This window comes from Pseudomonas sp. SO81, from assembly GCF_030374125.1.
In the GTDB taxonomy this organism is placed as follows: Bacteria; Pseudomonadota; Gammaproteobacteria; order Pseudomonadales; family Pseudomonadaceae; genus Aquipseudomonas.
Genome location: NZ_CP126126.1, coordinates 4497873 through 4521894, shown reverse-complemented (window position 1 = coordinate 4521894; position 24022 = coordinate 4497873). Strand labels below are relative to the sequence as shown.

The 24022-nt window shown below is 64.9% G+C and carries 27 protein-coding genes; 6 read left to right on the top strand and 21 right to left on the bottom strand.

The window, feature by feature from the left end:
• The first annotated feature begins 17 nt into the window (after positions 1 to 17).
• Genes OH686_RS21625 through OH686_RS21615 form a run of 3 tightly spaced genes read left to right on the top strand, consistent with a single transcriptional unit; the run spans position 18 to position 1456 of the window.
• Entirely contained in the window at positions 18 to 635 is a 618-nt protein-coding gene (locus tag OH686_RS21625; protein ID WP_289535142.1) for a hypothetical protein, read from the top strand.
• 16 nt (positions 636 to 651) lie between these two features.
• Positions 652 to 1017: a VOC family protein gene (locus tag OH686_RS21620; RefSeq protein WP_289535141.1), complete on the top strand. Its 366-nt coding sequence runs from the start codon at positions 652 to 654 to the stop codon at positions 1015 to 1017.
• A 46-nt stretch (positions 1018 to 1063) separates the two neighbouring features.
• A complete protein-coding gene (locus OH686_RS21615; protein ID WP_289535140.1) occupies positions 1064 to 1456 on the top strand; it encodes an MAPEG family protein in 393 nt (130 codons plus the stop codon).
• Positions 1457 to 1488: 32 nt separating this feature from the next.
• On the opposite strand, the gene OH686_RS21610 is transcribed toward OH686_RS21615, so the two are convergent.
• From OH686_RS21610 to OH686_RS21590, 5 genes are all read right to left on the bottom strand, one after another.
• Positions 1489 to 2058, bottom strand: a complete 570-nt coding sequence (locus tag OH686_RS21610; RefSeq protein ID WP_289535139.1) for a DUF1285 domain-containing protein — start codon at positions 2056 to 2058, stop codon at positions 1489 to 1491.
• 36 nt (positions 2059 to 2094) lie between these two features.
• The gene (locus OH686_RS21605; protein ID WP_289535138.1) at positions 2095 to 2700 is read right to left on the bottom strand and encodes a DUF4823 domain-containing protein; all 606 of its coding nucleotides are present in this window, start codon (positions 2698 to 2700) and stop codon (positions 2095 to 2097) included.
• A gap of 72 nt (positions 2701 to 2772) precedes the next feature.
• On the bottom strand, positions 2773 to 3666 hold the full coding sequence (locus OH686_RS21600) for a radical SAM protein (RefSeq protein WP_289535137.1): 894 nt from the start codon (positions 3664 to 3666) through the stop codon (positions 2773 to 2775).
• Positions 3667 to 3695: 29 nt separating this feature from the next.
• On the bottom strand, positions 3696 to 4664 hold the full coding sequence (locus OH686_RS21595; RefSeq protein ID WP_289535136.1) for a GTP 3',8-cyclase MoaA: 969 nt from the start codon (positions 4662 to 4664) through the stop codon (positions 3696 to 3698).
• A gap of 82 nt (positions 4665 to 4746) precedes the next feature.
• Positions 4747 to 5385: a TetR/AcrR family transcriptional regulator gene (locus OH686_RS21590; RefSeq protein ID WP_137971826.1), complete on the bottom strand. Its 639-nt coding sequence runs from the start codon at positions 5383 to 5385 to the stop codon at positions 4747 to 4749.
• Positions 5386 to 5461: 76 nt separating this feature from the next.
• Here OH686_RS21590 and OH686_RS21585 point away from each other — a divergent pair, with 76 nt between their 5' ends.
• Positions 5462 to 6595 carry an aminotransferase class V-fold PLP-dependent enzyme gene (locus OH686_RS21585; RefSeq protein WP_289535135.1) on the top strand — a complete coding sequence of 378 codons (1134 nt, stop codon included), beginning with the start codon at positions 5462 to 5464 and terminating at the stop codon, positions 6593 to 6595.
• Between the two features lie 236 nt (positions 6596 to 6831).
• Here OH686_RS21585 and OH686_RS21580 read toward each other — a convergent pair whose 3' ends face one another.
• From OH686_RS21580 to OH686_RS21520, 13 genes are all read right to left on the bottom strand, one after another.
• The gene (locus tag OH686_RS21580; protein ID WP_289535134.1) at positions 6832 to 7614 is read right to left on the bottom strand and encodes a TatD family hydrolase; all 783 of its coding nucleotides are present in this window, start codon (positions 7612 to 7614) and stop codon (positions 6832 to 6834) included.
• A 71-nt stretch (positions 7615 to 7685) separates the two neighbouring features.
• On the bottom strand, positions 7686 to 8042 hold the full coding sequence (locus OH686_RS21575) for a PilZ domain-containing protein (protein WP_043310025.1): 357 nt from the start codon (positions 8040 to 8042) through the stop codon (positions 7686 to 7688).
• A gap of 36 nt (positions 8043 to 8078) precedes the next feature.
• Entirely contained in the window at positions 8079 to 9065 is a 987-nt protein-coding gene (locus OH686_RS21570) for a DNA polymerase III subunit delta' (RefSeq protein ID WP_289535132.1), read from the bottom strand.
• Entirely contained in the window at positions 9058 to 9690 is a 633-nt protein-coding gene (gene tmk / locus OH686_RS21565; RefSeq protein ID WP_289535131.1) for a dTMP kinase, read from the bottom strand. The genes OH686_RS21570 and tmk overlap by 8 nt, the downstream gene beginning before the upstream one ends.
• 9 nt (positions 9691 to 9699) lie before the next feature.
• A complete protein-coding gene (gene mltG, locus OH686_RS21560; protein WP_289535130.1) occupies positions 9700 to 10737 on the bottom strand; it encodes an endolytic transglycosylase MltG in 1038 nt (345 codons plus the stop codon).
• Positions 10738 to 10740: 3 nt separating this feature from the next.
• Positions 10741 to 11556, bottom strand: coding sequence for an aminodeoxychorismate lyase (gene pabC, locus OH686_RS21555; protein ID WP_289535129.1), 816 nt, complete (start codon positions 11554 to 11556; stop codon positions 10741 to 10743).
• Positions 11556 to 12800, bottom strand: a complete 1245-nt coding sequence (gene fabF / locus OH686_RS21550; protein WP_289535127.1) for a beta-ketoacyl-ACP synthase II — start codon at positions 12798 to 12800, stop codon at positions 11556 to 11558. The genes pabC and fabF overlap by 1 nt, the downstream gene beginning before the upstream one ends.
• A 108-nt stretch (positions 12801 to 12908) precedes the next feature.
• Complete coding sequence (acpP, locus tag OH686_RS21545) at positions 12909 to 13142, bottom strand: acyl carrier protein (protein WP_068826648.1); 234 nt, start codon at positions 13140 to 13142, stop codon at positions 12909 to 12911.
• Positions 13143 to 13322: 180 nt separating this feature from the next.
• Positions 13323 to 14066, bottom strand: coding sequence for a 3-oxoacyl-ACP reductase FabG (fabG, locus tag OH686_RS21540; protein WP_289535123.1), 744 nt, complete (start codon positions 14064 to 14066; stop codon positions 13323 to 13325).
• A gap of 16 nt (positions 14067 to 14082) precedes the next feature.
• Entirely contained in the window at positions 14083 to 15021 is a 939-nt protein-coding gene (gene fabD, locus OH686_RS21535; protein ID WP_289535122.1) for an ACP S-malonyltransferase, read from the bottom strand.
• A gap of 185 nt (positions 15022 to 15206) precedes the next feature.
• Entirely contained in the window at positions 15207 to 16214 is a 1008-nt protein-coding gene (plsX, locus tag OH686_RS21530) for a phosphate acyltransferase PlsX (RefSeq protein ID WP_289535121.1), read from the bottom strand.
• Positions 16215 to 16217: 3 nt separating this feature from the next.
• Entirely contained in the window at positions 16218 to 16400 is a 183-nt protein-coding gene (rpmF, locus tag OH686_RS21525) for a 50S ribosomal protein L32 (protein ID WP_013791824.1), read from the bottom strand.
• A 13-nt stretch (positions 16401 to 16413) separates the two neighbouring features.
• Complete coding sequence (locus OH686_RS21520) at positions 16414 to 16941, bottom strand: YceD family protein (RefSeq protein WP_137971816.1); 528 nt, start codon at positions 16939 to 16941, stop codon at positions 16414 to 16416.
• Between the two features lie 119 nt (positions 16942 to 17060).
• Here OH686_RS21520 and OH686_RS21515 point away from each other — a divergent pair, with 119 nt between their 5' ends.
• Positions 17061 to 17639 (top strand): Maf family protein, encoded by a 579-nt coding sequence (locus tag OH686_RS21515; RefSeq protein ID WP_289535119.1) that lies wholly within the window; start codon positions 17061 to 17063, stop codon positions 17637 to 17639.
• 55 nt (positions 17640 to 17694) lie between these two features.
• Here OH686_RS21515 and sppA read toward each other — a convergent pair whose 3' ends face one another.
• The 3 genes from sppA to rluC are packed head-to-tail and all read right to left on the bottom strand — an operon-like array spanning position 17695 to position 20321.
• Entirely contained in the window at positions 17695 to 18675 is a 981-nt protein-coding gene (gene sppA / locus OH686_RS21510) for a signal peptide peptidase SppA (RefSeq protein ID WP_289535117.1), read from the bottom strand.
• Positions 18665 to 19375, bottom strand: a complete 711-nt coding sequence (locus OH686_RS21505; protein ID WP_289535116.1) for an HAD-IA family hydrolase — start codon at positions 19373 to 19375, stop codon at positions 18665 to 18667. Before OH686_RS21505 ends, sppA begins: the two co-directional genes overlap by 11 nt.
• On the bottom strand, positions 19368 to 20321 hold the full coding sequence (rluC, locus tag OH686_RS21500) for a 23S rRNA pseudouridine(955/2504/2580) synthase RluC (protein ID WP_289535113.1): 954 nt from the start codon (positions 20319 to 20321) through the stop codon (positions 19368 to 19370). Before rluC ends, OH686_RS21505 begins: the two co-directional genes overlap by 8 nt.
• Before the next feature lie 592 nt (positions 20322 to 20913).
• Between rluC and rne the strand changes: the two genes are divergently transcribed.
• Entirely contained in the window at positions 20914 to 23946 is a 3033-nt protein-coding gene (gene rne / locus OH686_RS21495; RefSeq protein WP_289535111.1) for a ribonuclease E, read from the top strand.
• Positions 23947 to 24022: the final 76 nt, after the last annotated feature.

Below are 24022 nucleotides of genomic sequence, written 5' to 3'. Positions count from 1 at the left end.
ACACCAAGGACGGAAACATGACCCTCAAGGAAGAACTCGCCGCCTTCTACCGGCGCTGCGGTTTCAGCGACACCGCCGATCGCCAGGCCTGCACCGTGCCGGTCTATACCGGCTGCCTGCTGGTGCCGCTACCCAACATCGAGACGCGCCACGTCTACCTCAAGTACCACGACCTGCACCACGTGACGACCGGCTACAGCACCGGGCGCATCGGCGAGGGCGAGGTCAGCGCCTGGGAGCTGGGCACCGGCTCGATGCTCAATTCGCCACTGCTCGGCACCATGAACCTGATCGCCCTCTCCACCGGCCTGGTGCTGGAACCCCGACGCATGTGGGGCGCCTTCCGCCGTGGCTGCCGCAGCCGCAACCTGTACCCGCTGGCCATGCGCAAGAAGATCGACGACGAGCACTGGGCCGACCTGCCGGCCCTGCGCCAGGAGCTGCTGGAAAGCCGCCGCGACCCTCTGCCACTGCCGCTGCGCGCGCTTGAGTTCGGCGCCTATGCGGCGGTGGCCATGCTGATCCACGCGCTAATCGCCATTCCCGCCGTGTGCACCCGCGTGATCACCGATATCGGCCTGGGCTACAGCTTCTTCCAGGCGGTGAAACCGACCAGGCGCACCGACCTGTTCTGAGCTCAAGGAGCCTTCGATGAGCAACCTGAATACCGTGGAACTCAAAACATTGGTGCCGGCCAAGGACTTCGCCCGCTCCAAGGACTTCTACCAGGCGCTGGGCTTCAACATGCCCTGGGGCGATGAGCAACTGGCCTATCTGCATCACGGCAACAGCAGCTTCCTGCTGCAGAACTTCTACGTGCGCGAGCAGGTGGAAAACTTCGTCATGCATCTGCTGGTGGAGGACGTGGACGCCTGGTACCGGCATGTCCGCGAGTCGGGCTTGGCCGAGCGCTTCGGCGTGCGGATGGGCGAGCTGGTGGACCAGCCGTGGAAGATGCGCGAGTTCGTGCTGTTCGATCCGAGCGGGGTGCTCTGGCACATCGCGCAGAATATCTAGGCACCGCACCCACACCGATCCAGACACCGCCGGAAGGGATTACCCGATGCAATCCTTGATTCTGCCAATGGCAGCCCACGTCGCGCTCGCCACCCTGCTCTATGCCCTGCTCACCGTGGCACGGGCGCCGAAGATATGGGGCATCGGTCAGCGCGCCGATGGCTCCAACCCCTGGGCCACGGTCGAGCCGCGCATCAGCGCCAACCTGTCCAACCAGTTCGAGTGGCCGCTGCTGTTCCATGTCGCCTGCCTATTGCTTCTGCAGAGCGGCTCCGACAGCGCCATTGCGCTTGCGTTGGCCTGGATCTTTATCGCGGGGCGCCTGATCCATAGCGGCGTGCAGATTCTCACCGCGAACATCCGGCTGCGTGGCCTGGTGTTCATGATCAACTTCCTCGCCACGCTCGGGCTCTGGGTAGTCGTGCTACAGGCTCGCTAAGCCGCGGCAAGCTCGAGACGAGGCGCGGCCGCTTACTCCGGCTGCGGCCCAATCGGGAAGAACTCTCCCCCGCTCCACACCCCAAGCCAGGTCTGGCCATCGATCTGCCGCTCCACCGCCAGGTCCACCAGCTGGTAGAACACATTGCGATGCACCAGCGCCTCCAGGTTGCGCCGCACATGCAGGTAGGGCGCAGGCTCCTGAGTCTCGGGATCGATCTCGACGCGTAGCGGATGCTCGCTACCGGCCTCGACCTCCTCGTCGACATTGGTGGTGAAGCGCAGCACCTGCGCCTCGCCCTCCCCGATCACCTGCAGGGTCACGGCCACGAAGGGTGCGTCGTCGACGATGATGCCGACCTTCTCCACTGGAGTTATCAGGAAGTACTTGTCGTCGTCGCGACGGATGATGGTGGAGAACAGCTTGACCATCGGCTTGCGTCCGATCGGCGTGCCCAGGTAGTACCAGGTGCCGTCGCGGGCGATACGCATGTCGATATCGCCGCAGAAATCCGGGTTCCACAGGTGCACGGGCGGCAGGCCTTTGCCCTCGCCCTTGGGAATCTGCGCCAGCAGGTCGCCGGCCTTGCCCGGATCGGTCATGCGGTGTGTCTCCTTGTCCGGCCGACAGTATGGCGGTTAGCGGTCGCTAACGCCCAGCAGCGTGCGCGCGTACTGCTCGAACGGCGCGCGCAGTTGGTCGGCGGGTTGATTGTCGTAAAACGTCAGAAAGCCGCCGTGGTTACGGATACGGGCGGTATCCACCAGGTAGCGCGTGCTGGTCTCGATCAGCATCAGCTGGATCACCCCGGAGTCCACGCCCAGGCGATCCACGGCCTCCTGGTCCTCCCACTCCTCTACGGTGCCGATGCGGTCATCGGCGTCGGCAAAGCGGGTGTACAGCAGGTAGTGGGCACCGGCGACACGCGCCTCGTTCATCGCCTCGTCCAGGCCTTGCGGCTGGTTGGCGCGGCGCACCAGCGGGAAGTATTCGACGAAGGACTTGAAGGCCTCCTCCGCCACCACGTTGGGACGCGGGCGGGCATCACCCGGCGGCACATAGTGAGCCTGGGAGATGAAGATGAACGAGTCGGCCTGCAGCCGCCAGGAGGCGGAGCGGCGCGTTTCGCTGCGGTCGAGCACGCCGGCGTCGCGCAGGTGGTATTCGGTGCCAGCGGCCATATCGCTGACTTTCATGCAGCCGCCGAGCGCGACCAGCGCCAGCAGCAGAATCAGGCTACGCATTGCATTTCCTCCCTGCCGGTGACGGAAAACCGGCGGATAGAGAGTCATAGCAGCTTCCGCGCCAACCTTGCCTCACAGGCCGCGTTGCCATTCCTGGCGCAGGTGTGCGCTCTGCGGCCGCTCGATGGCCTGGCGCACCTGGGCCAGCAGGCGTGCCTTGTCGGCACCGAGGTTGCCCTTGAGCACCAGGTAATTGGAGGCGTGATCGCTGCGGAACACCGTGTCCTTCAGCTTCAGCCCCTGCAGCAGGCGCTCCACTTCGAGGAATAATTGCTGCTGGCCGAGCGGCTGGAAATCGGCGAAGCCTTCGCGGAAGCGCTGCTCACCCATGGGAAAACTGACCACCAGGGTAGAGAGGAATTCCGGCTGGGCGGCGTTCATCAGGCGCGCCGAGTTATCGGCATGTTGCTCGCTCAGGGCCGTGCCGCCGAGGCCGTTGAGGATCATCACCGAACGGGTGATGCCAGCCTGGCCGAGCTTGTCCAGGGCGCTGATGCTGGACTCGAAGGTCTCGCCCTTGTTGACCCGCGCCAGCACCTCGTCGTCACCGGACTCACAGCCGACATAGGCCATCTTCAGCCCCGCGTCGGCCAGCTCCTTGAGCTCCTCCACCGATTTCTTGCGCAGATTGCGCGGCAGGCAGTAGCTGGAGACGCGGTCGACTTCGGGCATGTGCTCGCGGATCGCTTGCAGGATACCCAGCAGGCGCCGCGTCGGCAGCACAAGGGCGTCGCCGTCGGCGAGGAACACCCGCTGCACGATCAGGCGCTCGCCGGCACGGCGGATCTCCTCCAGTACCTGGTCTTCGTCACGGGCGCGGAATTTCTTCTGCGGCGCCGTGTACATCTCGCAGAACGTACAGGCGTTCCACGAGCAGCCGTTGGTCACCGGCAGGATCAGGGAATGGGCTTCGCTCGGCGGACGGAACACCGGCTCGATATAGGCGATGGGGAATTCGACAGACATGGCTTTCGTACAAGTAGATGAGGCGACAACTAGCCGCCGATGATTTTCATGACGGTGACACCGCCCGCAAAGGCGATGTCCTGTTTGTCGGCAAGTGCCCGCACCAGCAGCCGCTGCAGCGCCGGCAGGGCCTGGTGACGGGGCTTGTCAAGCAGGTCGCCGACATAGTGGCGGTTGCTCGACGACAGGCAGCCGTGCAGCCAGCCGGTGGAGGACAGGCGCAGGCGCGAGCAGGTTCGGCAGAACGGCACGCTCTCGTTGGCGATCACACCGAAGAAGCCCTGGCCGGGAATCTCGTAGCGCAGCGCGGTGGCATCCAGCGGCGCCGGCGCCTGGGCGAATTCGTAACGCTCGGCGATCGCCGCCAGCAGTTCGGGCATGCCGTAGAACTGCTGCTGGAAGCTCGCCCCCTCGCGGGCCAGGTGCCCCATGCGCATCAGTTCGATGAAACGTAGCTCGAAGCCCCGCTCCAGGCAGTAGTCGAGCATCGGCAGTACCTGCTCGTGGTTCTGCCCGCGCAGCGGCACCATGTTGACCTTGATCTTCAGCTCGGCCGCACGCGCCTCTTCCAGGCCCTGCAGCAAGGTCGGCAGGTCGCCGCCACGGGCGATGCGCTTGAAGGCGTCGGGGTCGAGGGTGTCCAGCGACACGTTGATGCGCTTGAGGCCGCACTCCAGCAGCAGCGGCAGCTTGCGCGCGAGGAGCTGGCCATTGGTGGTCAGGCTGATGTCCTGCAGGCCGAGCTGGCTGGTCTCACGCAGGAAATGTTCGAGCTTGGGGCTGACCAGCGGCTCACCACCGGTAATGCGCAGGCGTTCGATGCCGGCGGCCTCGATCAGATAGGCCACGCCACGCACCATGGCCTCGGCCGAGAGTTCGTCCTGGGCCGCCACCAGGCGCTTGCCGTCCGGCACGCAGTAGGTGCAGGCGTAGTTGCAGGCGGCGGTCAGGCTGATGCGCAGGTTGCGGAAGCGCCGGCCCTGGCGGTCGACGATCATGGGAAGGCTCCGGCAGTGTCTAGACCGGAGTATATGCCCGCCGCCGATGGCAAAGAATGCATCATTGGCGGGCTGAATGGCATCAGGCCGTCGGCGCTTCGCCGTCACGCTTGCGCTTGTTGCCCATGCGCACGCCGATGTCCATGAGGAACTGGAAGAAGCCGTCCTGATCCTCCAGCACGCTGCTCCAGAACGGCGAGTGGTACAGCGCCACGGCGCCGTGTACCAGTGCCCAGGCGGCGCAGTAGTGGAAGTACGGCGGCACGTCTTCCAGCTTGCCCTCTTCGATGCGACCCTTGATCAGCAGCGTCAGGCGCTCGAAGTTGGAGGTACGGATCTGGTGCAGCTGCTCGACCATCTCCGGCACCTGGTTGCCCTTGACCACCTTCTCTTCCAGACGGTCGAACAGGCGGTAGCGCTGGGGATCACGCATGCGGAACTCGAAGTAGGCGCGGGACAGGGCTTCCTTGTCGCGGGCCACGTCTTCGGAGTGGAACAGGGCATTGAGGTCGCGCTCGTAGTCCAGCATCAGGCGCAGGTAGACCTCGGCCTTGGACTTGAAGTGCTTGTAGATGGTGCCTTTGCCGATTCCGACCGCATCGGCGATCATCTCGACAGTTACGCTGTCTTCACCCTGTTCAAGGAAGAGCTTGAGCGCGGTATCGAGAATTTCCTGTTCGCGACGACGGAATTCACGGACTTTGCGAGGTTCTTTGTTCATAAAGTGACTACAGGATGAAAAATCGAGGCGCGTCATTATGCCTGTTCAGCGCCAAAATGCACGGATCATCGGCCCAATGCTCAATTTAAACGACGAATTTCCTCTAGTTCCCGGTTTGCGCTATCTCAATCACGCCGCCGTAGCCCCTTGGCCCAAGCGCGCCAGCGATGCCGTGCGGCGCTTCGCCGAGGAGAACATCAGCCTCGGCGCGCGCAACTATCCCGACTGGCTGAAGGTGGAGAAGCGCCTGCGCGAACGCCTGATGCGCCTGCTCAACGCCTCCAGCACGGCCGATATCGCGCTGGTGAAGAACACCTCGGAGGCGCTGTCCTTCGTCGCCTTCGGCCTGGACTGGCGCGCCGGCGACCAGGTGGTGATCAGCGACGAGGAGTTCCCTTCCAACCGCATCGTCTGGGAAGCCCTGAAACCACGCGGCGTCGAGGTGGTGCAGGTCAACCTGAGCGGCAGCGACCCGGAAGGCGCCCTGCTGGCCGCCTGCGGGCCGCGCACACGACTGATGTCGATCAGCTCGGTGCAGTTCGCCAGCGGCCTGCGCCTGGACCTGCCACGCCTGGGCGCCGGCTGCCGCGACAAGGACGTACTGTTCTGCGTCGACGCCATCCAGCAGCTCGGTGCCCAACCGCTGGACGTGCAGGCCTGCGACTGCGCCTTCGCCATGGCCGACGGGCACAAGTGGATGCTCGGCCCGGAAGGACTGGGCGTCTTCTACTGCCGCAGCGACCTGCGCGAGCAACTGGCCCTGCACGAGTACGGCTGGCACATGCTGGAACACGCCGGTGATTACGACTGCATGGAATGGCAGCCGGCACGCAGCGCCCGGCGCTTCGAGTGCGGCAGCCCGAACATGCTCGGCGCCATGGCACTGGAGGCCAGCCTGTCGCTGCTGGAAAAAGTGGGTATGGATCAGGTGGCAGCAAGCATCGAGGAGCGCGTGCTGCAGCTGCAGGAAGGCCTGCAGCGAATCACTGGCATCCAGCTGCACAGTCCGCTGAACCCGGCCCGCCGCGCTGGCATCCTGACCTTCAGCTGGGATGGCTGGGACAACCAGGCGCTGTTCGCCAAACTTCGGGAACAGCAGGTGATCTGTGCGCAACGGGGCAAAGGCATCCGTTTATCCCCGCACTTCTACACCGATCCGGAGTTGATCGAACAAAGCCTGACGGTGCTGAGCCAGCTGCGACAAGGCTGAGTGCTCAGCAGCCGCGGCGGTATTCCAAATACGTTTAAGAAACCGCCGCGACCAATCTGGACGATGGGGAATCCTGGCTAATACTGGAACTACTGGTGTGCGACATCTCCCCCCAAGTGTCCCGCCAGTCGAGGTACCGTGGATCGCGTACCTTTGTTTTACTCCTAATGGTCTTGACCCGGATTCATCCCCCAGAACCCGGGTTTTTTTTGTCCGCGATTTTGCGAACCGACCTATCAGGCCACGCGGGCCAGCGGGAACAGGCGCTTGAAATTGCCCGTGGTCTGCTCGGCCAGAGCCTCGAACGACTCGCCGCGCACCATGGCCAGGAACTCCGCCACCTCACGCACGTACTGCGGCAGGTTGGGCTTGCCGCGATGGGGAATAGGCGCCAGATACGGCGAGTCGGTCTCCACCAGCAGCCGATCGGCCGGCACCTTGCGCGCTACTTCGCGCAGGGCATCGGCGTTGCGGAAGGTGACGATGCCGGACAGCGAGATATAGAAGCCGATATCCAGCGCCGCCTTGGCCATGTCCCAGTCTTCGGTGAAGCAGTGCAGCACGCCGGCCTGGGGCAACGCCGCCTCGCGCAGCAGCGCCAGGGTGTCGGCACGCGCCTCGCGGGTATGCACGATCACCGGCTTGCCAGTGATCTTCGCCGCCTCGAGATGCAGGTTGAAGGACTGCCGCTGCAGCTCGGCCGCCTCGGGTTCGTAGTGATAGTCCAGGCCCGTCTCGCCGATGGCCACCACATTGGGGTGGTTCAGCTCGCCAAGCAGCCAGTCCAGCGCGGGCGTCTCGCCCTTCTCCAGGTCCAGCGGATGCACGCCCACCGAGCAGTCGACATCGGCATAGCGCTCGGCCAGCGCCTTGACCGCACCGGCATTGGCGGCGCTGACGCCGATGCACAGGAAGTGTTGCACGCCGCGGGAGCGTGCCGCAGCCAGCGCCGCGTCGAGGGAGCCGTCGTGGGCCGCCAGATCGAGGCGGTCGAGGTGGCAGTGGGAATCAACCAGCATGGGATTTCTCTGTCTCTGAAATGACGAAGCGCCCATTCCGGGCGCTTCTGCCTTGAAGCCTGTGATGCGACTTACATGGTGTGAGTCGGGCGATCCGACTTCAGCGCACCGGCCAGGTAGGTCTCGATCTTGTTGCGGGCGGTGTTGTCGCCGTCGTTGAACTGCACACCGACACCGGCGGCGCGGTTGCCCTGGGCACCCTTCGGAGTGATCCACACCACCTTGCCGGCTACCGGAATCTTCTCCGGCTCGTCCATCAGGTTGAGCAGCATGAACACCTCGTCGCCCAGCTTGTAGCTCTTGGCGGTCGGGATGAACAGCCCGCCATTGCGAATGAAGGGCATGTAGGCGGCGTACAGCACGGACTTGTCCTTGATGGTCAGGGACAGGATCCCGTTACGCGGTCCTAGGTTCGGTGGCAAGCTCATGCACTATTCCTGGCAACTTTATCCAATTTTTCGATTCTAGCCCGGCCCGGGCAGGCTTGCCCACTGCACCAGCAGGGCTTCGAGAAGCAGAGCACCGTTCAGGTTGGCCTTGCCCAGCACCTTCTGGCGTTGCTGCAGCAGCCAATCCTGCATGGCCAGCAGCTTGTGCTGAGGAGTCTTGTCCGCCAGGTACTGCACGACCTTGCGCATGTCGGCCAGGCCCAGGCCTTCTTCGTCGCGGCTCAACTGGTAGCGCAGCATCAGTTGCGCCCAGTCGCAAAACCAGTCGAACAGCATGGTCATCGGCAGGCTCTTCCAGGCCTCGGCCAGCTGGGTGGCGCTGGCCTGCTGCTTGAGCAGTTTCTTCACGCCGTCGACCACCAGAGCACGCTGCTCCAGCACGCCCTGCCCCTGCAGGCGGCGCGCCATCAGCGGCGAACCGCCGGCCAGGGTCAGCAGCTCGCGGCGCTGCTCATCACTGCTGTCCGGCAGGGCCTGGGCCAGCCAGGTCAGACTTTCGGCCTGGCTCGGCAACGGGCAGGCCTGCTGCACGCAGCGACTCTTCACGGTCGGCAGCAGGCGGCTGGGCTGGTGACTGACCAGCAACAACACGGTATCGCCGGACGGCTCTTCCAAGCTCTTGAGCAGGGCGTTGGCGGAGTTGAGGTTCATCGCTTCCACCGGCTCCAGCAGCACCACCTTGCGCCCGCCGAGCTGAGCGGTCTGCACCACGAAGCTGACCAGCTCGCGAACCTGGTCGACCTTGATCGCCTTGTCCACCTCTTCCGGTTCCAGCACGAACACATCCGGATGGGTACCGGCGGCCAGCAGGTGGCAGGCCTTGCACTGGCCGCAGGCATCCGCGCCATTCGGCCGCTGGCACAACAGGCGCGCCATCAGGCGCTCGGCCAGGTCGCGCTTGCCGATGCCGGCCGGACCATGCAGCAGGTAGGCGTGTGCGTGCTGCGGGCGGTTGGCCAGCTGTTGCCAGAGCTGTGCCTGCCAGGGGTAGGCTTCAGCCACGGCAGCGCTCCAGGATTTCCGGCAGCAACTTGTCGATGGAGCGCTGCACCGCCTCCAGCGACTGTGCGGCATCCAGCACGCGGTAGCGTGCCGGCGCAGCACTGGCGCGCTGCAGATAGGTCTGCCGCACGGCCTCGAAGAAGTCCCGGCCTTCCTGCTCGAAACGATCCAGGCGCCCGCGTGCGGCAGCACGGGACAGACCGATCTCCACCGGCAGGTCGAACACCAGGGTCAGGTGCGGGCGTAGCTCGCCTTGGACGAAACGCTCCAGCTCGGCGATGCGCGCATCACCCAGGCCACGACCGCCACCCTGGTAGGCGTAGGTGGCATCGGTGAAACGGTCGCAGAGCACCACGGCGCCACGCGTCAGGGCCGGGCGGATGACCTGTGCCAGGTGCTGGGCACGAGCAGCGAACACCAGCAGCAGCTCGGTATCGCTGTCCATTTTTTCGTCGCTGGGGTCCAGCAGCAGTTCGCGGATGCGCTCGGCCAGCGGCGTGCCGCCGGGCTCTCGACTGAGTACCACCTCGATGCCATTCTCGCGCAGACGCTCGGCGAGGTACTCGCGGTTGGTGCTCTTGCCGGCCCCTTCCGGGCCTTCCAGGGTGATGAACAGACCGCTCACGGGTTTTCCTTATCTGGGCGCGGGGCTGGAGCGATAGTCGCTGCGGCGCTTGAGCTGGTACTCGCGCACGGCACGGTTGTGCTGCTCCAGGGTTTCCGAGAATACATGGCTGCCGTCGCCGCGGGCGACGAAGTACAGACTCTTGCCCGGCACTGGGTTGAGCGCTGCGTGGATCGCTTCGCGGCCGGCCAGGGCGATGGGGGTCGGCGGCATGCCATCTATCACGTAGGTGTTATAGGGCGTCGGTTGCAGCAGGTGGGCGCGGGTCAGGTTGCCGTTGTACAGCTCGCCCAGGCCGAAGATCACCGTCGGGTCGGTCTGCAGGCGCATGCCGCTGCGCAGGCGGCGGACGAATACGCCGGCGATCTGCCCGCGCTCCTCGGCCACGCCGGTCTCCTTCTCCACCATCGAGGCCATCACCAGCGCGTCATAGGGCTTGCGATATGGCAGGCCCTGGGCGCGCTTGTTCCACTCCTCGTCCAGCACCTGGTCGAGACGGGTACGGGCCTGCTTGAGCAGATCGAGGTCACTCATGCCACGCACATAGCGATAGGTATCGGGGAAGAAACGCCCCTCGGGGCTGACGCCCGGCAGGCCTAGCCGGTCCATCAGCGCCCTGTCGTCGAGCCCGGCCAGGCTCTGCTGCAGCGCCTCCTGGCGGGTGAGCGCGGCGCGCACCTGGCGGAAGCTCCAGCCTTCGACCAGGGTCAGGCTGTACTGCACCACCTCGCCGCGGCGCCACAGGCCGAGCAGATCGCGCACATTCTGCTGCGGGCTGAGGCGGTATTCGCCGCTGTGCAGCGCCTGGTTCGGCAGGTTGAAGCGCCAGTACAGGCGCAGCCAGAAGGCGCCATCCAGCACTCCCTCGCCTTCCAGGCGATTGAGCAGGCCACCCGGGGTATCGCCGGGCACCACCTCGATCAGGCGCTCGCTCTCCAGCTTGAGTGGCTGGTTCAGCGCGCTGTGCAGGCGCCAGCCGGCCAGGGCCAATGCCAACACGAGCAGCGCCAGGCCGATGACCAGCAGCAACAACAACTTGCGAATCACGAATCAGGAATCCAGAAGACTGCGGATAAGGGCCTGCAGTTTACGGGTGAGCGGGCCGGCCGGCCAGACACTGGCCGCCAGTTCGCGTACCGGCCAGATGCCGTAGAGGCTGTTGCAGAGGAACACCTCGTCGGCCGCCAGCAACTCGTCGAAGGCGATATCGCGCACCTCGCAGGGGATCCCCTGATGCGCGGCCTGCTCCAGCACTTCGGCGCGCATCACGCCCGCCACGCCGCAGCGCGACAGCTCGGCAGTCAGCAGCACGCCGTCCTTGACCAGGAACAGGTTGCTGAACACGCCCTCGATCACCCGCCCCGACACATCGCGCATCAAGCCTTCGGCGAAGGCGGCATCCTGCCACTCGCCACGGGCCAGCACCTGTTCCAGGCGATTGAGATGCTTGAGCCCGGCCAGCAGGGGCTGCTCGGCCAGGCGCGTGACGCAGGGAAACAGGCGTACGCCCTGCTCGGCATTGCTCGCGGGATAGCTGGGCAGCGGGTTGCCCAGCAGAATGCGCCGCGGGCTGGACGGCTGTGGCGGTGCGTAGCCACGCAAGCCGTCGCCACGCGTGACAATCAGCTTGGCTACGCCCTCGCCCAGTTCGGCAAAGAAGGCCGGTAACTCGATTTCCAGCACAGGCAGGTCGAGATCGATGGATAGGCGCTGCGCGCCCTCGCCCAGGCGCGCCAGATGGCGCGGCAGCAGCGTGGCGCAGCCGCCGCGCACGGCGATGGTCTCGAACAGACCGTCGCCATAGGCTAGGCCACGGTCGCCCAGCGGCACATCCGTGGCCGGGCGGCCATCGACCCAGCTCAGCATCAGCCGTTGAAGCGACGGAACACCAGCGAACCGTTGGTGCCGCCGAAGCCGAAGGAGTTGGACAGCACTGCATCGATCGCCAGCGGCTTGGCCTGGTGGGCGACGAAGTCGAGGTCACAGCCTTCGTCCGGCTCATCCAGGTTGATGGTCGGGGGCGCCACTTGGTCGCGCAGGGCCAGCACGCTGAAGATCGCCTCCACCGCGCCGGCAGCGCCGAGCAGGTGACCGGTCATGGACTTGGTGGAGCTGACCGACAGCTTGTGCGCGTGCGCACCGAATACCGACTTCACCGCACTGGCCTCGGCCTTGTCGCCGGCCGAGGTCGAGGTGCCGTGGGCGTTGATGTACTGGATCTGATCGAGGTTCAGACCGGCATCGCGCAGGGCATTGCTCATGCAGCGCGCCGCGCCGGCGCCGTCTTCCGGCGGCGAGGTCATGTGGTAGGCGTCGCCGCTCATGCCGAAACCGACCAGCTCGGCATAGATGGTCGCGCCACGCGCCTTGGCGTGTTCCAGCTCTTCCAGCACCAGAGCACCGGCGCCGTCGGACAGCACGAAGCCATCACGGCCCTTGTCCCACGGACGACTGGCCTTGCTCGGATCATCGTTGCGGGTGGACAGCGCGCGCGCCGCGCCGAAGCCACCCATGCCCAGGCCGCAGGTGGCCATCTCGGCGCCGCCGGCGACCATCACATCGGCCTCGCCATAGGCGATATTGCGCGCGGCCATGCCGATGCAATGGGTGCCGGTGGTGCAGGCGGTGGCGATGGCGTAGTTCGGCCCCTGCAGCCCCAGGTGGATCGACAGGAAACCGGAAATCATGTTGATGATCGAGCCGGGCACGAAGAACGGCGACATGCGCCGCGGCCCCTGCTCGAACAGGGATTTGCAGTTGTTCTCGATATTGGTCAGGCCGCCGATGCCGGAGCCCATCGCAACGCCGATACGCTCGCGGTTGGCGTCGGTGACTTCCAGACCGGAATCGCGCATCGCCTGGAAGCTGGCGGCCAGACCGTACTGGATGAACAGGTCGAGCTTGCGCGCTTCCTTGGCCGACAGATATTCCTCGACATTGAAGCCCTTCACCGAGCCGCCAAAACGGGTGGAGAAGGCGGTCAGATCCATATGCTCGATCAGGCCGATACCACTGCGACCAGCCAGGATGCCCTGCCAGCTGCTGGCAACATCGGTGCCCAGGGGCGACAGCATGCCCATACCGGTAACCACGACGCGTCTACGCGACACTGCACAATCCTCTTTCTCGTTGAAACTTGCTGGCCCGATAAAGAAAAACCGCACGCCTTTGTGGGCAGTGCGGCTTTTCCTGGGCCGAAAACCGGCGATTACGGGCGCTTAGGCGTGCGCGGTGACGTAATCGATGGCTTCCTGAACGGTGGTGATCTTCTCAGCCTGCTCGTCCGGGATCTCGGTCTCGAATTCCTCTTCCAGAGCCATCACCAGCTCAACGGTGTCAAGGGAGTCGGCACCCAGGTCTTCTACGAAGGAAGCGCTGTTGGTCACTTCATCTTCTTTGACGCCCAGTTGCTCGGCGACGATTTTCTTGACGCGTTCTTCGATGGTGCTCATGTCTAGTTTTCACTCCTAGTGGAAAAATTCCGTGCAGCTGGGCTGCAGTGTATAGAAAGGGTTTTCTAAGTTTCAAGCCGGATCCCCGGCCCCTTCCGAACTGCCGTCTTCCGCCGGTTGCACTTTTGTAACGGACTTTAGACGGCTTTTATGACAGTTTCCCGAAGGTCCGAGTCACATTCAGCTCATGTACATGCCGCCATTCACCGGAACGGTAGCTCCGGTGACGTAGGCCGCGCCGTCGGAGGCGAGGAAGCCGACCACCTTGGCGATCTCCTCGGCCTGGCCCAGGCGGCCCAGCGGAATCTGGGTCAGCAGCGCCTCGCGCTGGGCTTCCGGCAGCTCACGGGTCATGTCGGTATCGATGAAACCGGGCGCCACCGAGTTGACGGTGATCGAGCGCGAACCGACTTCACGGGCCAGGGCACGGCTGAAACCTTCCAAACCTGCCTTGGCCGCCGCGTAGTTGACCTGCCCGGCGTTGCCCATGGCACCAACCACCGAGCCGATGCTGATGATGCGCCCCCAGCGCGCCTTGGTCATCCCCCGCAGCACGGCCTTGGACAGACGGAACAGGCTGTTCAGGTTGGTGTTGATGACATCGAACCACTCCTCGTCCTTCATCCGCAGCATCAGGTTGTCGCGGGTGATGCCGGCGTTGTTGACCAGAATGGCCACGGAGCCGAAGTCTTTCTGGATCTGCTCCAGTACGGCATTCACCGACTCATCGCTGGAAACGTCCAGCAGCACGCCGCCCCCCTGAATGCCCTGGGCCTTGAGCGCCTCGCCGATACGTGCGGCACCTGCCTCGCTGGTAGCGGTGCCGATCACAGTGGCGCCCTGGCGCCCCAGCTCGAACGCGATGGCCTGACCGATACCGCGGCTGGCGCCGGTAACCAGCGCAACCTTGCCTTGCAGACTCATGATGCTCTCCTTGTACTCAGACCAGCGCCGCACGCACGGCGGCGAAGGCGTCCGGGGTTTCCAGATTGTGGGTGTTGATACCTTTGACACAACGCTTGTTGAGGCCCGCCAGCACTTTGCCGGGGCCACATTCGACCAGCTCGGAGACGCCTTGCGCTGCCAGATAGGTCACGCTTTCCACCCAGCGCACCGGGCTGTACAGCTGGGCCAGCAGGTCACGCTTGAGCACATCGAGATCGGCCGGCACGGCGGCGCTGACATTCTGCACCAGCGGAATCTGCGGCGCCTGCCAGGCCAGGCCGTTGACCGCATCGGCGAACTTCTCGGCAGCCGGACGCATCAGCGCGCAGTGCGACGGCACGCTGACCGGCAGCGGCATGGCGCGCTTGGCGCCGCGCGCCTTGCAGGCCTCGATGGCACGCTCGACGGCAGCCGCTGCACCGGCGATCACCACCTGACCGGGGGCGTTGAAATTGACGGCACTGACCACTTCGCCCTGCGCCGCCTCGGCGCAGGCGGCCAGCACGTCGGCATCTTCCAGGCCGAGGATGGCGGCCATGCCGCCCTGCCCGGCCGGCACGGCCTGCTGCATGAGCTGGCCACGTAGTTCGACCAGCTTGACCGCGTCACGGAAGCCGATGGCCCCGGCGGCGACCAGCGCGGAATATTCGCCCAGGCTGTGGCCGGCGACGAAGGCCGGGCGCGCTCCGCCCTCGGCCTGCCACAGGCGCCATAGGGCGATGGAGGCGGTGAGAATGGCCGGCTGAGTCTTGTCGGTTTCGTTCAGACGCTCTTCCGGACCCTGCTGGGTCAGCGCCCAGAGGTCATAGCCAAGCGCCTCGGAGGCCTCGCCAAAGGTGTCGCGCACCAGTGTCTGTTGGGCGCCGAGTTCGGCAAGCATGCCGAGCGATTGCGAGCCCTGGCCGGGGAAGACAAATGCGAGGGAGGCAGACATCGAAACTTTCCCTTATCTAGTCGGAGGAGACGACACGGCGATGCCGAGTCGAGAATTGCAGATTGGATGGAGCGGCCGCGGCGGTGGTCACAGGCCGACTCCGCAGCGTTCAGCCTTGGAGAGCGGCGAACACCAGGAGTTCAGGAGACGGGACTGCGCAGCGGCAAGACACATCCCGCCGCATGTCAGAGCAGCAAGTCCTCGAGGCGACCGTGCAGGCGCTGCGGCAGATTCTCGCGCACTTCGATCACGGCCCGACGAATGGCGCTCTGGAAGCCTTCCACCGTCGCCGAGCCATGGCTCTTCACCACGATGCCCTGCAGACCGAGGAAACTCGCGCCATTGTGCCGCGCCGGCGCCAGCTCGCCACGCAGGCGCTTGAGCAAGGGCATGGCCACCGCGCCGGCCAGCTTGGAAACGAAACCTTCGTTGAACAGCGCCTCGATGCGATCGGAGATCATCGACACCAGGCCCTCGCTGGACTTGAGCAGGATGTTGCCGACGAAGCCGTCGCACACCACCACGTCGGCCTCGCCGCGATACAGACCATCACCCTCGACGAAGCCGATGTAATTCAGCCCCTCGGCCTGCTGCAACAGGCTGGCCGCCAGCTTGACCTGCTGATTGCCCTTAATGTTCTCGGTACCCACATTGAGCAGCGCCACTCGCGGGCGCGCCATGCCCTGGGCCTCGGCGGCCACCGCGCCCATCACGGCGAACTGATAGAGCTGCTCGGCGCTGCAGTCGACATTGGCGCCCAGGTCGAGCAGATGGCAGACGCCCTTGGCCGTCGGCACAGCCGTGACCATCGCCGGCCGGTCGATACCCGGCAGGGGCTTGAGCACATAGAGGGAGAGCGCCATCAGCGCACCGGTGTTGCCGGCACTGACGCAGGCCTTGGCCCGGCCGCTGCGCACCAGCTCCAGCATCACGCGCATGGAGGCATCGGGCTTGCCGCGCAGGGCATGGGTCGGACGCTCGTCCATGCCGATCACTTCACTGGCGTGCTCGACCTGCAGGCGTGCGCGATCGACACCCGGATGACGGGCGATCAGTTCTTCTAGGACGGGAGCTTGGCCGACAAGGACCAGGTGTAGCGAGGGGAATTCATCCAGACTGGCGATGCAGGCTGGAACAATGCGATGGGGACCGAAGTCCCCACCCATTGCATCGATAGCGATCGGAGCGGACAAGGATTACTCGTCGGCGCCCTTGTCGATCACTTTACGGCCACGGTAGACACCTTCCGGGGACACGTGGTGACGCAGGTGAACTTCACCGGTGCTCTTCTCGACGGACAGGGCGTTGGCCTCGAGGGCATCGTGGGAACGACGCATGTCGCGGGCAGAGCGGGATTTTTTGTTCTGCTGAACAGCCATAACTCAATAACTCCTAAACGTTTGGGTCACGCTTTAACTGCGCCAAAACACTGAACGGGTTGGACCGCGATACCTCGTCCTCGCTCGGCTCGGGCTCGTTGGCACCGGCCGGCTGCTGGCAATCCTCAGGGGCATGGACTGGAACGATGGGCAGAGCGAGCAATAGCTCATCTTCGACCAGCGTCAGCAGATCCAGTGGATCTTCGCCCATTTCCAGCACGTCATAGCCCTTGGGCAGCGACTGGGTATCCGCACCTTCCTTCACCACCGCGTAATGACACTCGCTGCGGATCGGCAGAGCGACCAGTTCCAGACAACGCTGGCAAACCATTTTGACCTCAACCTCGAGCTGACTGTGAATACTCACAGCACGGCGCTCGCCACGTTCGAAGACCAGCTTCGCGTGTACCTGCCCGGCGTTATCCGCCAGCGGGTCGCACAGTCGCTCGAAACTGGCCAGCGGCATCTCCCCTTCCAGGGTGGCACCGCGATCGGCGAGTTTGCGCGGATCAACGTGAGGTGGAATCGGCCCATTCGACATAGGCGCGGTATTCTAGGGATGCCCCCCGCCCCTGTCAAAGGAATTTCCGCCCTGTCCGTCGGCCACCGCGGCCGCTAGAATCGCGCCCGACTCTCGCAATTCCGCTCAGGAGCTCGATCATGCTGCCGCTGGTACTCGCCTCTAGCTCGCCCTATCGCCGCGAGCTGCTGACCCGCCTGCGCCAGCCCTTCACCTGGGCCTCGCCGGCCATAGACGAAACGGCGCATCCCGGAGAAAACGCGGAAGCACTGGTACGCCGACTGGCCGAAGCCAAGGCAAGGGCCCTCAGCGAACTGCATCCCGCACACCTGATCATCGGCTCGGACCAGGTCGCCGTGCTCGACCGGCAGATTCTCGGCAAACCCCATGATTTCAGCCGCGCCCGCAGCCAGTTGCTGGCCGCCAGTGGCCGCAGCGTCACCTTCCTCACTGGCCTGGCCCTGCTCGACAGCGCCACAGGCGAATGCCAGGTCGACGTCGTGCCCTTCACCGTGCACTTCCGCCACCTGAGCGAGGAACAGATCACCCGCTACCTGGAGGCCGAGCAGCCCTACGACTGCGCCGGCAGCTTCAAGGCCGAAGGCCTCGGCGTCAGCCTGTTCCGCGCCACCGAAGGCGAAGACGGCACCAGCCTCATCGGCCTACCCTTGATTCGCCTGGTGCAGATGCTGGACAGGCAAGGCGTCGCCGTTCCCTGACCCTATATAAAGGAAGAAGCCCGACCAAGGCCGGGCCTGTTCACTTCAATTGAACTCAGCGCAGCGTCGGCCCCTGGAAGCCCATCCACATCGCCAGGCGCTCGGCCACGCTTGTGCCGAGCTTCTTGGTGAAGCGATCGAAGGGATTCTCTTCGCGAGTGAAGTCAACGATATCTTTGGCGCCGATCACTTCGCGCGCCACGTAGCTGCTGCTGCCCAGGGCATCGACCAGCCCCAGCTCCAGGGCCTGCTCGCCGGACCAGATCAGACCTGAGAACAGCTCCGGATGCTGATCGACCTTGAGTCGCTCGCCGCGCCCCTTCTTGACGCTTTCGATGAACTGCTTGTGGGTAGTTTCCAGCACGCTCTGCCAGAAGCGGGTTTCTTCCGCTTTCGGCGGCTGGAACGGATCGAGGAAGGCCTTGTGCTCACCCGAGGTGTATACGCGGCGATCGACGCCGACCTTCTCCATCACCCCGACGAAGCCGAAGGTGGCCGCGGTGACACCGATGGAACCCACCAGACTGGCCTTGTCGGCATAGATCTGATCGGCGGCACTGGCGATGTAGTAGGCACCGGAGGCACCCAGATCACTGATCACCGCATACACCTTGGTGTCCGGATGCTCGCCACGCAGGCGCTTGATCTCATCGTAGATATAGCCGGACTGCACCGGGCTGCCACCCGGACTGTTGATGCGCAGGACGATGCCCTTAGTCTTTTTGTCCTCGAAGGCCGCGCGCAGGCTACTGACGATGTTGTCGGCGCTGGCCTCCTCGTCGGCCATGATCATGCCGCGCACCTCGATCAGCGCCGTGTGGTGCTCGGCCGAGGACGCCGCCTTGTCCAGCTTCAGGCCCGGCGCGAACAGCGCCAGCGCACCGAACAGGTAAACGAACGCCAGCAGCTTGAAGAAGATGCCCCAGCGCCGCGCACGGCGCTGCTCCACCACTCCGACCTGCAGAGTCTTTTCCAGCAGCTTCCAGGCCTTCTCGTCACCACCAGCGGTGGTCGACGCTTTCCATTCATCCGACATACTCGCCTACCTCGACAGTCCTAACGGGTGCGCGCCCTTCCAGCCAGACACGCAATTCGGGAAATTCATTGATCGCCAGCAGCGGCCCATGGCCGAGCAGGCTCTCCAGCGGCTGCGCCCCAAAGCCTACGGCAACCGAATCGACACCGGCATTGCGCGCCATCTGCAGGTCGAAGATCGAGTCACCAACCATCAGCGCCCGCTCGGGCGCTACGGCGCAGTGGGCCAGGATCTCATGCAGCATGCGCGGGTGCGGCTTGCTCGCCGTTTCGTCGGCGCAGCGCGTGACATCGAAATACTCCAGCCAGCCACGCCCTTCCAGGATGCGGTGCAAGCCCCGGCGACTCTTGCCGGTAGCCACGGCCAGTTGATAACCCTGCTCGCGAAAGGCCTGCAGAGACTCCTCAACCCCAGGAAACAGTGCCGAGGGCTCGCTTTCCAGGGCCATGTAATGCTCGCCATAGCCAACGCGGAAGCGCTCGATCAGCGCCGCCTCGTCCAGCTCGGGGTAAAGCGTCCGGATCGCCTCTGGCAGGCCGAGCCCGATGATGCCCTTGACCGCCTCATCGCTGAGTTGCGGCAGTCCACAGGATTCGGCGGCGCGATGCATGGATTCGACAATGCGCCCGATGGAATCGACCAGCGTGCCGTCCCAGTCGAAGATCAGCAGCTGATAGCTCGATAACCGAGAGTCAGACACCGAGGCGCTCCAGCGTCTGCGACCAGACCTCATCCACCGCCGCCTCCAGCTCCAGGCGCTGACCATCCGGCAGCTCGACCTTCAGCTGATAGGCATGCAGGAACAGGCGCTTGCCGCCCAGCTCGCGCACCTCGCGAGTGAACTCGTCTTCGCCGTACTTGGAGTCGCCGGCGATGCAATGCCCGGCATGCTTGGCGTGCACGCGAATCTGGTGGGTACGCCCGGTGATCGGACTGGCCTCGACCAGAGTGGCGAACTCGCCGAAGCGGCGCAGCACGCGAAATTCGGTGAGCGCCTCCTTGCCTTCGGGATTGACCTCGACCATGCGCTCGCCCGAGCGCAGATTGTTCTTCAGCAGCGGCGCACTGACCTTCTTCTTCGAGGTCGGCCAGCTGCCACGCACCAGGGCCATATAGCGCTTGTCCACACCATCGCCACGCAGCGCCTCGTGCAGGTGGCGCAGCATGCTGCGCTTCTTGGCGATCATCAGCAGGCCGGAAGTGTCGCGATCCAGACGATGAACCAGCTCGATGTCCTTGGCATCGGGGCGCAACTGGCGAAACGCCTCGATTACCCCGTAATTCAGGCCGCTGCCGCCATGCACAGCAATGCCGGCCGGCTTGTTCAGCACGATCAGCGCCTTGTCTTCGTAGACGATGGCCGCCTCCAGGCGCTCCAGCAGGCTCTGCGCCAACGGTGCCGGCTCGTCACGCTCGGCCAGGCGCAGCGGCGGTACCCGCACGATGTCGCCGGCCTGCAACTTGTATTCGGGCTTGATACGCCCCTTGTTCACCCGCACCTCACCCTTGCGCAGGATGCGATAGATGAGGGTTTTCGGCACGCCCTTGAGGCGGGCAAGCAAGAAATTATCGATACGCTGGCCGGCATGCTCCGGCGCAACCTCAAGCAGCTGGACGCCGGAGGTTGGAGAATTGTCAGTAGTCATGCCGGAAATCATAACAATTTTTTATGGAATTGAAGCACTTAATCATTGCTGCTATAGTCGCGAACGCCGCCAAAAGCGGCCCGGTCAGCGGATGATCGACAACCTACCATCCCCTGCCGAGCGCAACCCTTTCAGGACGTGAGGCCGTCCGACGGGAATCTCGCCGCACAGAGCGCGATGTTCCCGGAAACAAAGCCTTGAGCCACAAGAGCCTTGAGCGCATGAAGTCGCGACCAGGCTCGACAGACGCGCAGGCCCAGCCTGCGGTAATGCAAACCCGCTACGGATTCAGCGAGCGGCACCCGATTTCAGCGATACGTGTAGGGTGGAGATGCACAACCGTCGGACAGCGTAGCTACAGGCATTACCCAGACGCTTCACATTCGTCCGCACCGACCGGTTGATTCCTCCCCTGACTGAGTGCTTCTGTCACCACAGCAAACAGGAGCGTTGTCGCGGCCCGGCCCCGTTGGCCTGACCGCTGGACACCGGAGTGATTTACGACCACACCGGCGACGCACCCTGACACCGACCGTGAGAGTCGTGTGTGCCAAACGCCGTTTCCGGCAGCCCCGGAAACCATTGGTACAACATGAAAAGAATGCTGATCAACGCAACTCAGCCCGAAGAGTTGCGTGTCGCTCTGGTAGATGGCCAGAAGCTCTACGACCTGGATATCGAATCCGGCGCCCGTGAGCAGAAGAAAGCCAACATCTACAAGGGCCGCATCACCCGCGTCGAGCCCAGCCTCGAAGCGGCTTTCGTCGACTTCGGCGCCGAGCGCCACGGCTTCCTGCCCCTCAAGGAAATCTCCCGCGAGTACTTCAGCAAGTCGCCTGAAGGCGGCCGCGTCAACATCAAGGAAGTACTGAAGGAAGGCCAGGAAGTCATCGTCCAGGTCGAGAAGGAAGAGCGTGGCAACAAGGGCGCCGCCCTGACCACCTTCATCAGCCTCGCCGGCCGTTATCTGGTCCTGATGCCGAACAACCCGCGCGCCGGTGGCATTTCCCGCCGCATCGAAGGCGAAGAGCGCAACGAATTGCGCGAAGCGCTGAACGGCCTCAACGCCCCGGGCGACATGGGCCTGATCGTGCGCACCGCCGGCCTGGGTCGCTCCAGCGAAGAGCTGCAGCTCGACCTGGACTACCTGATCCAGCTGTGGACCGCCATCAAGGACGCTTCCCAGGGTCGTGCCGCACCGTTCCTGATCTACCAGGAATCCAACGTCATCATCCGCGCCATCCGCGACTACCTGCGCCAGGACATCGGCGAAGTGCTGGTGGACAGCATCGAAGCCCAGGAAGAAGCCCTGGCCTTCATCCAGCAGGTCATGCCGCAGTACGCCAGCAAGATCAAGCTGTACGAAGACAGCGTGCCACTGTTCAACCGCTTCCAGATCGAGAGCCAGATCGAGACCGCCTTCCAGCGCGAAGTGAAGCTGCCGTCCGGCGGCTCCATCGTCATCGACCCGACCGAGGCCCTGGTGTCCATCGACATCAACTCGGCGCGTGCGACCAAAGGCGGCGATATCGAAGAAACCGCCCTGCAGACCAACCTGGAAGCGGCCGAAGAGATCGCCCGCCAGCTGCGCCTGCGTGACATCGGCGGCCTGATCGTCATCGACTTCATCGACATGACCCCGGCCAAGAACCAGCGCGCCGTCGAAGACCGCGTGCGCGAGTGCCTGGAAGCCGATCGCGCCCGCGTCCAGGTCGGCCGCATCTCGCGCTTCGGCCTGCTGGAAATGTCCCGTCAGCGCCTGCGCCCGTCCCTGGGCGAGACCAGCGGCATCGTCTGCCCGCGCTGCAACGGTCAAGGCATCATCCGTGACGTCGAGTCCCTGTCGCTGGCCATCCTGCGCCTGATCGAGGAAGAGGCCCTGAAGGACCGCACCGCCGAGGTTCGCGCCCAGGTGCCGATCCCGGTTGCCGCTTTCCTGCTCAACGAGAAGCGCAACAGCATCACCAAGATCGAGCTGCGCACCCGCGCACGCATCGTGATCCTGCCGAACGACCATCTGGAAACCCCGCACTTCGAAGTCCAGCGCCTGCGCGACGACAGCCCGGAAGTGATGAGCGGCCAATCCAGCTACGAGATGGCTGCCGCAGAAGTCGAAGACGCCCAACCGGTCAGCGCCACCCGCACCCTGGTCCGCCAGGAAGCCGCGCTGAAGACCACCCCGCCGCGTCCGGCCGCACCGACTCCGGCCGCCCCGCTGGCACCGGCCGCGCCGACTCCGCAACCAAGCCTGTTCAAGGGCCTGGTCAAGGGTCTGGTCAGCCTGTTCGCCGGCAAGGAAGAAGAGCAGCAGCCGGTCGCCGAAGCCAAGCCCGCCGAGCGCAAGCCGCGTGGCGACGAGCGCCGCAACGGCCGCCAGCAGAACCGTCGCGACGGTCGTGGCAGCCGCGAGCGCGGTGAACGTGGCGAGCGTGGCGAACGCGAAGAGCGCAAGCCGCGTGAAGAGCGTCAGCCTCGCGAAGCCCGTGAGCCGCGCGAAGAGCGCCAACCGCGTGAAGCCCGTGAAGAACGCCAGCCGCGCGAGGAGCGTCAACCACGCGAGGCTCGTGAGCCGCGCGAGCCACGTGAAGGCCAGGAAAATCGCCGCGAGCGCCAGCCGCGTGAAGCCCGCGAGCCGCGCGAAGAGCGTCGTCGCGAGCTGCGCGAGCCGCTGGACGCAGTAGCCGCAAATGGTGAAGAGCAGCAGGAGCAGCGCGCCGAGCGCAAGCCGCGCGAAGAGCGCCAGCCGCGTCCGCCGCGTGAGGAGCGTCAACCGCGCGCCGAGCAGGCCGAAGCCGCCAGCGAAGAAGAAGTGCTGCTGAATGGCGAGCAGGCCGATGACGACCAGGAAGGCGGTGAAGGCGGTGATCGCCCGCGCCGTCGCTCCCGTGGTCAGCGTCGCCGCAGCAACCGCCGCGAGCGCCTGCGTGATGCCGACGGCAACCCGATCGCCGATGACGCCGAGGAGCATGCAGAAGCTGCCGAGGCCGGCACCGAAGGTGCTACCACCACCACCGCCGAAAGCGCTGCCGTGGCTGTCGCAGCTGCCGTGACCGTAGCCGCCGAGCAAGCCCTGGCCCAGCCGGAACAGGCTCCGGTAGCCGAGCAAGCCCCAGCCGAGATCGTCACCGCGATCGAAGAGCCCGCCCCTGCTCCGGCCATCGCAGCCGAGCCGGCAGTGGAAGCCGCCCCGGTAGAACAGGCTCCGGTCGCGCCAGCTGTCGAGGCTCCGGCCGTGGTTGCCGAAGCGGCTCCCGCTCCCGTAGAGGCCGCTCCGGCAGCCGCTCCGCAGAGCACCGGTGGTCGCGCACCGAACGATCCGCGTGAAGTGCGCCGTCGTCAGCGCGAGGCCGAGCGCCTGGCTACCGAAGCCGCTGCCGCACCGCAGGTGGAAGCCGCTCCGGTTGAGGCACCTGCCGTAGTCGAGGCTGCTCCGGCCGAGGCCGCTCCGGTAGTCGAACAGGCTGCTCCGGTCGTGGAAGACGCTCCGGCGGTGGAAGCCCCGAGCGAAGTCGCCCCGGCTGAAGTGGTAACCGAAGCTCCGACCGAGGAGCCGGTGGTTGCCAGTGCCGCCGAGCCTGCCGCCGAACCGGCGGACAAGGAAGAAGAGGCGAAACCGCAGATCTAAGATCTGCGGTCCAAGAAAAAGGGGATGCTTCGGCATCCCCTTTTTCGTTTCGGCCTATCGGCCGCCAACCGCCAGC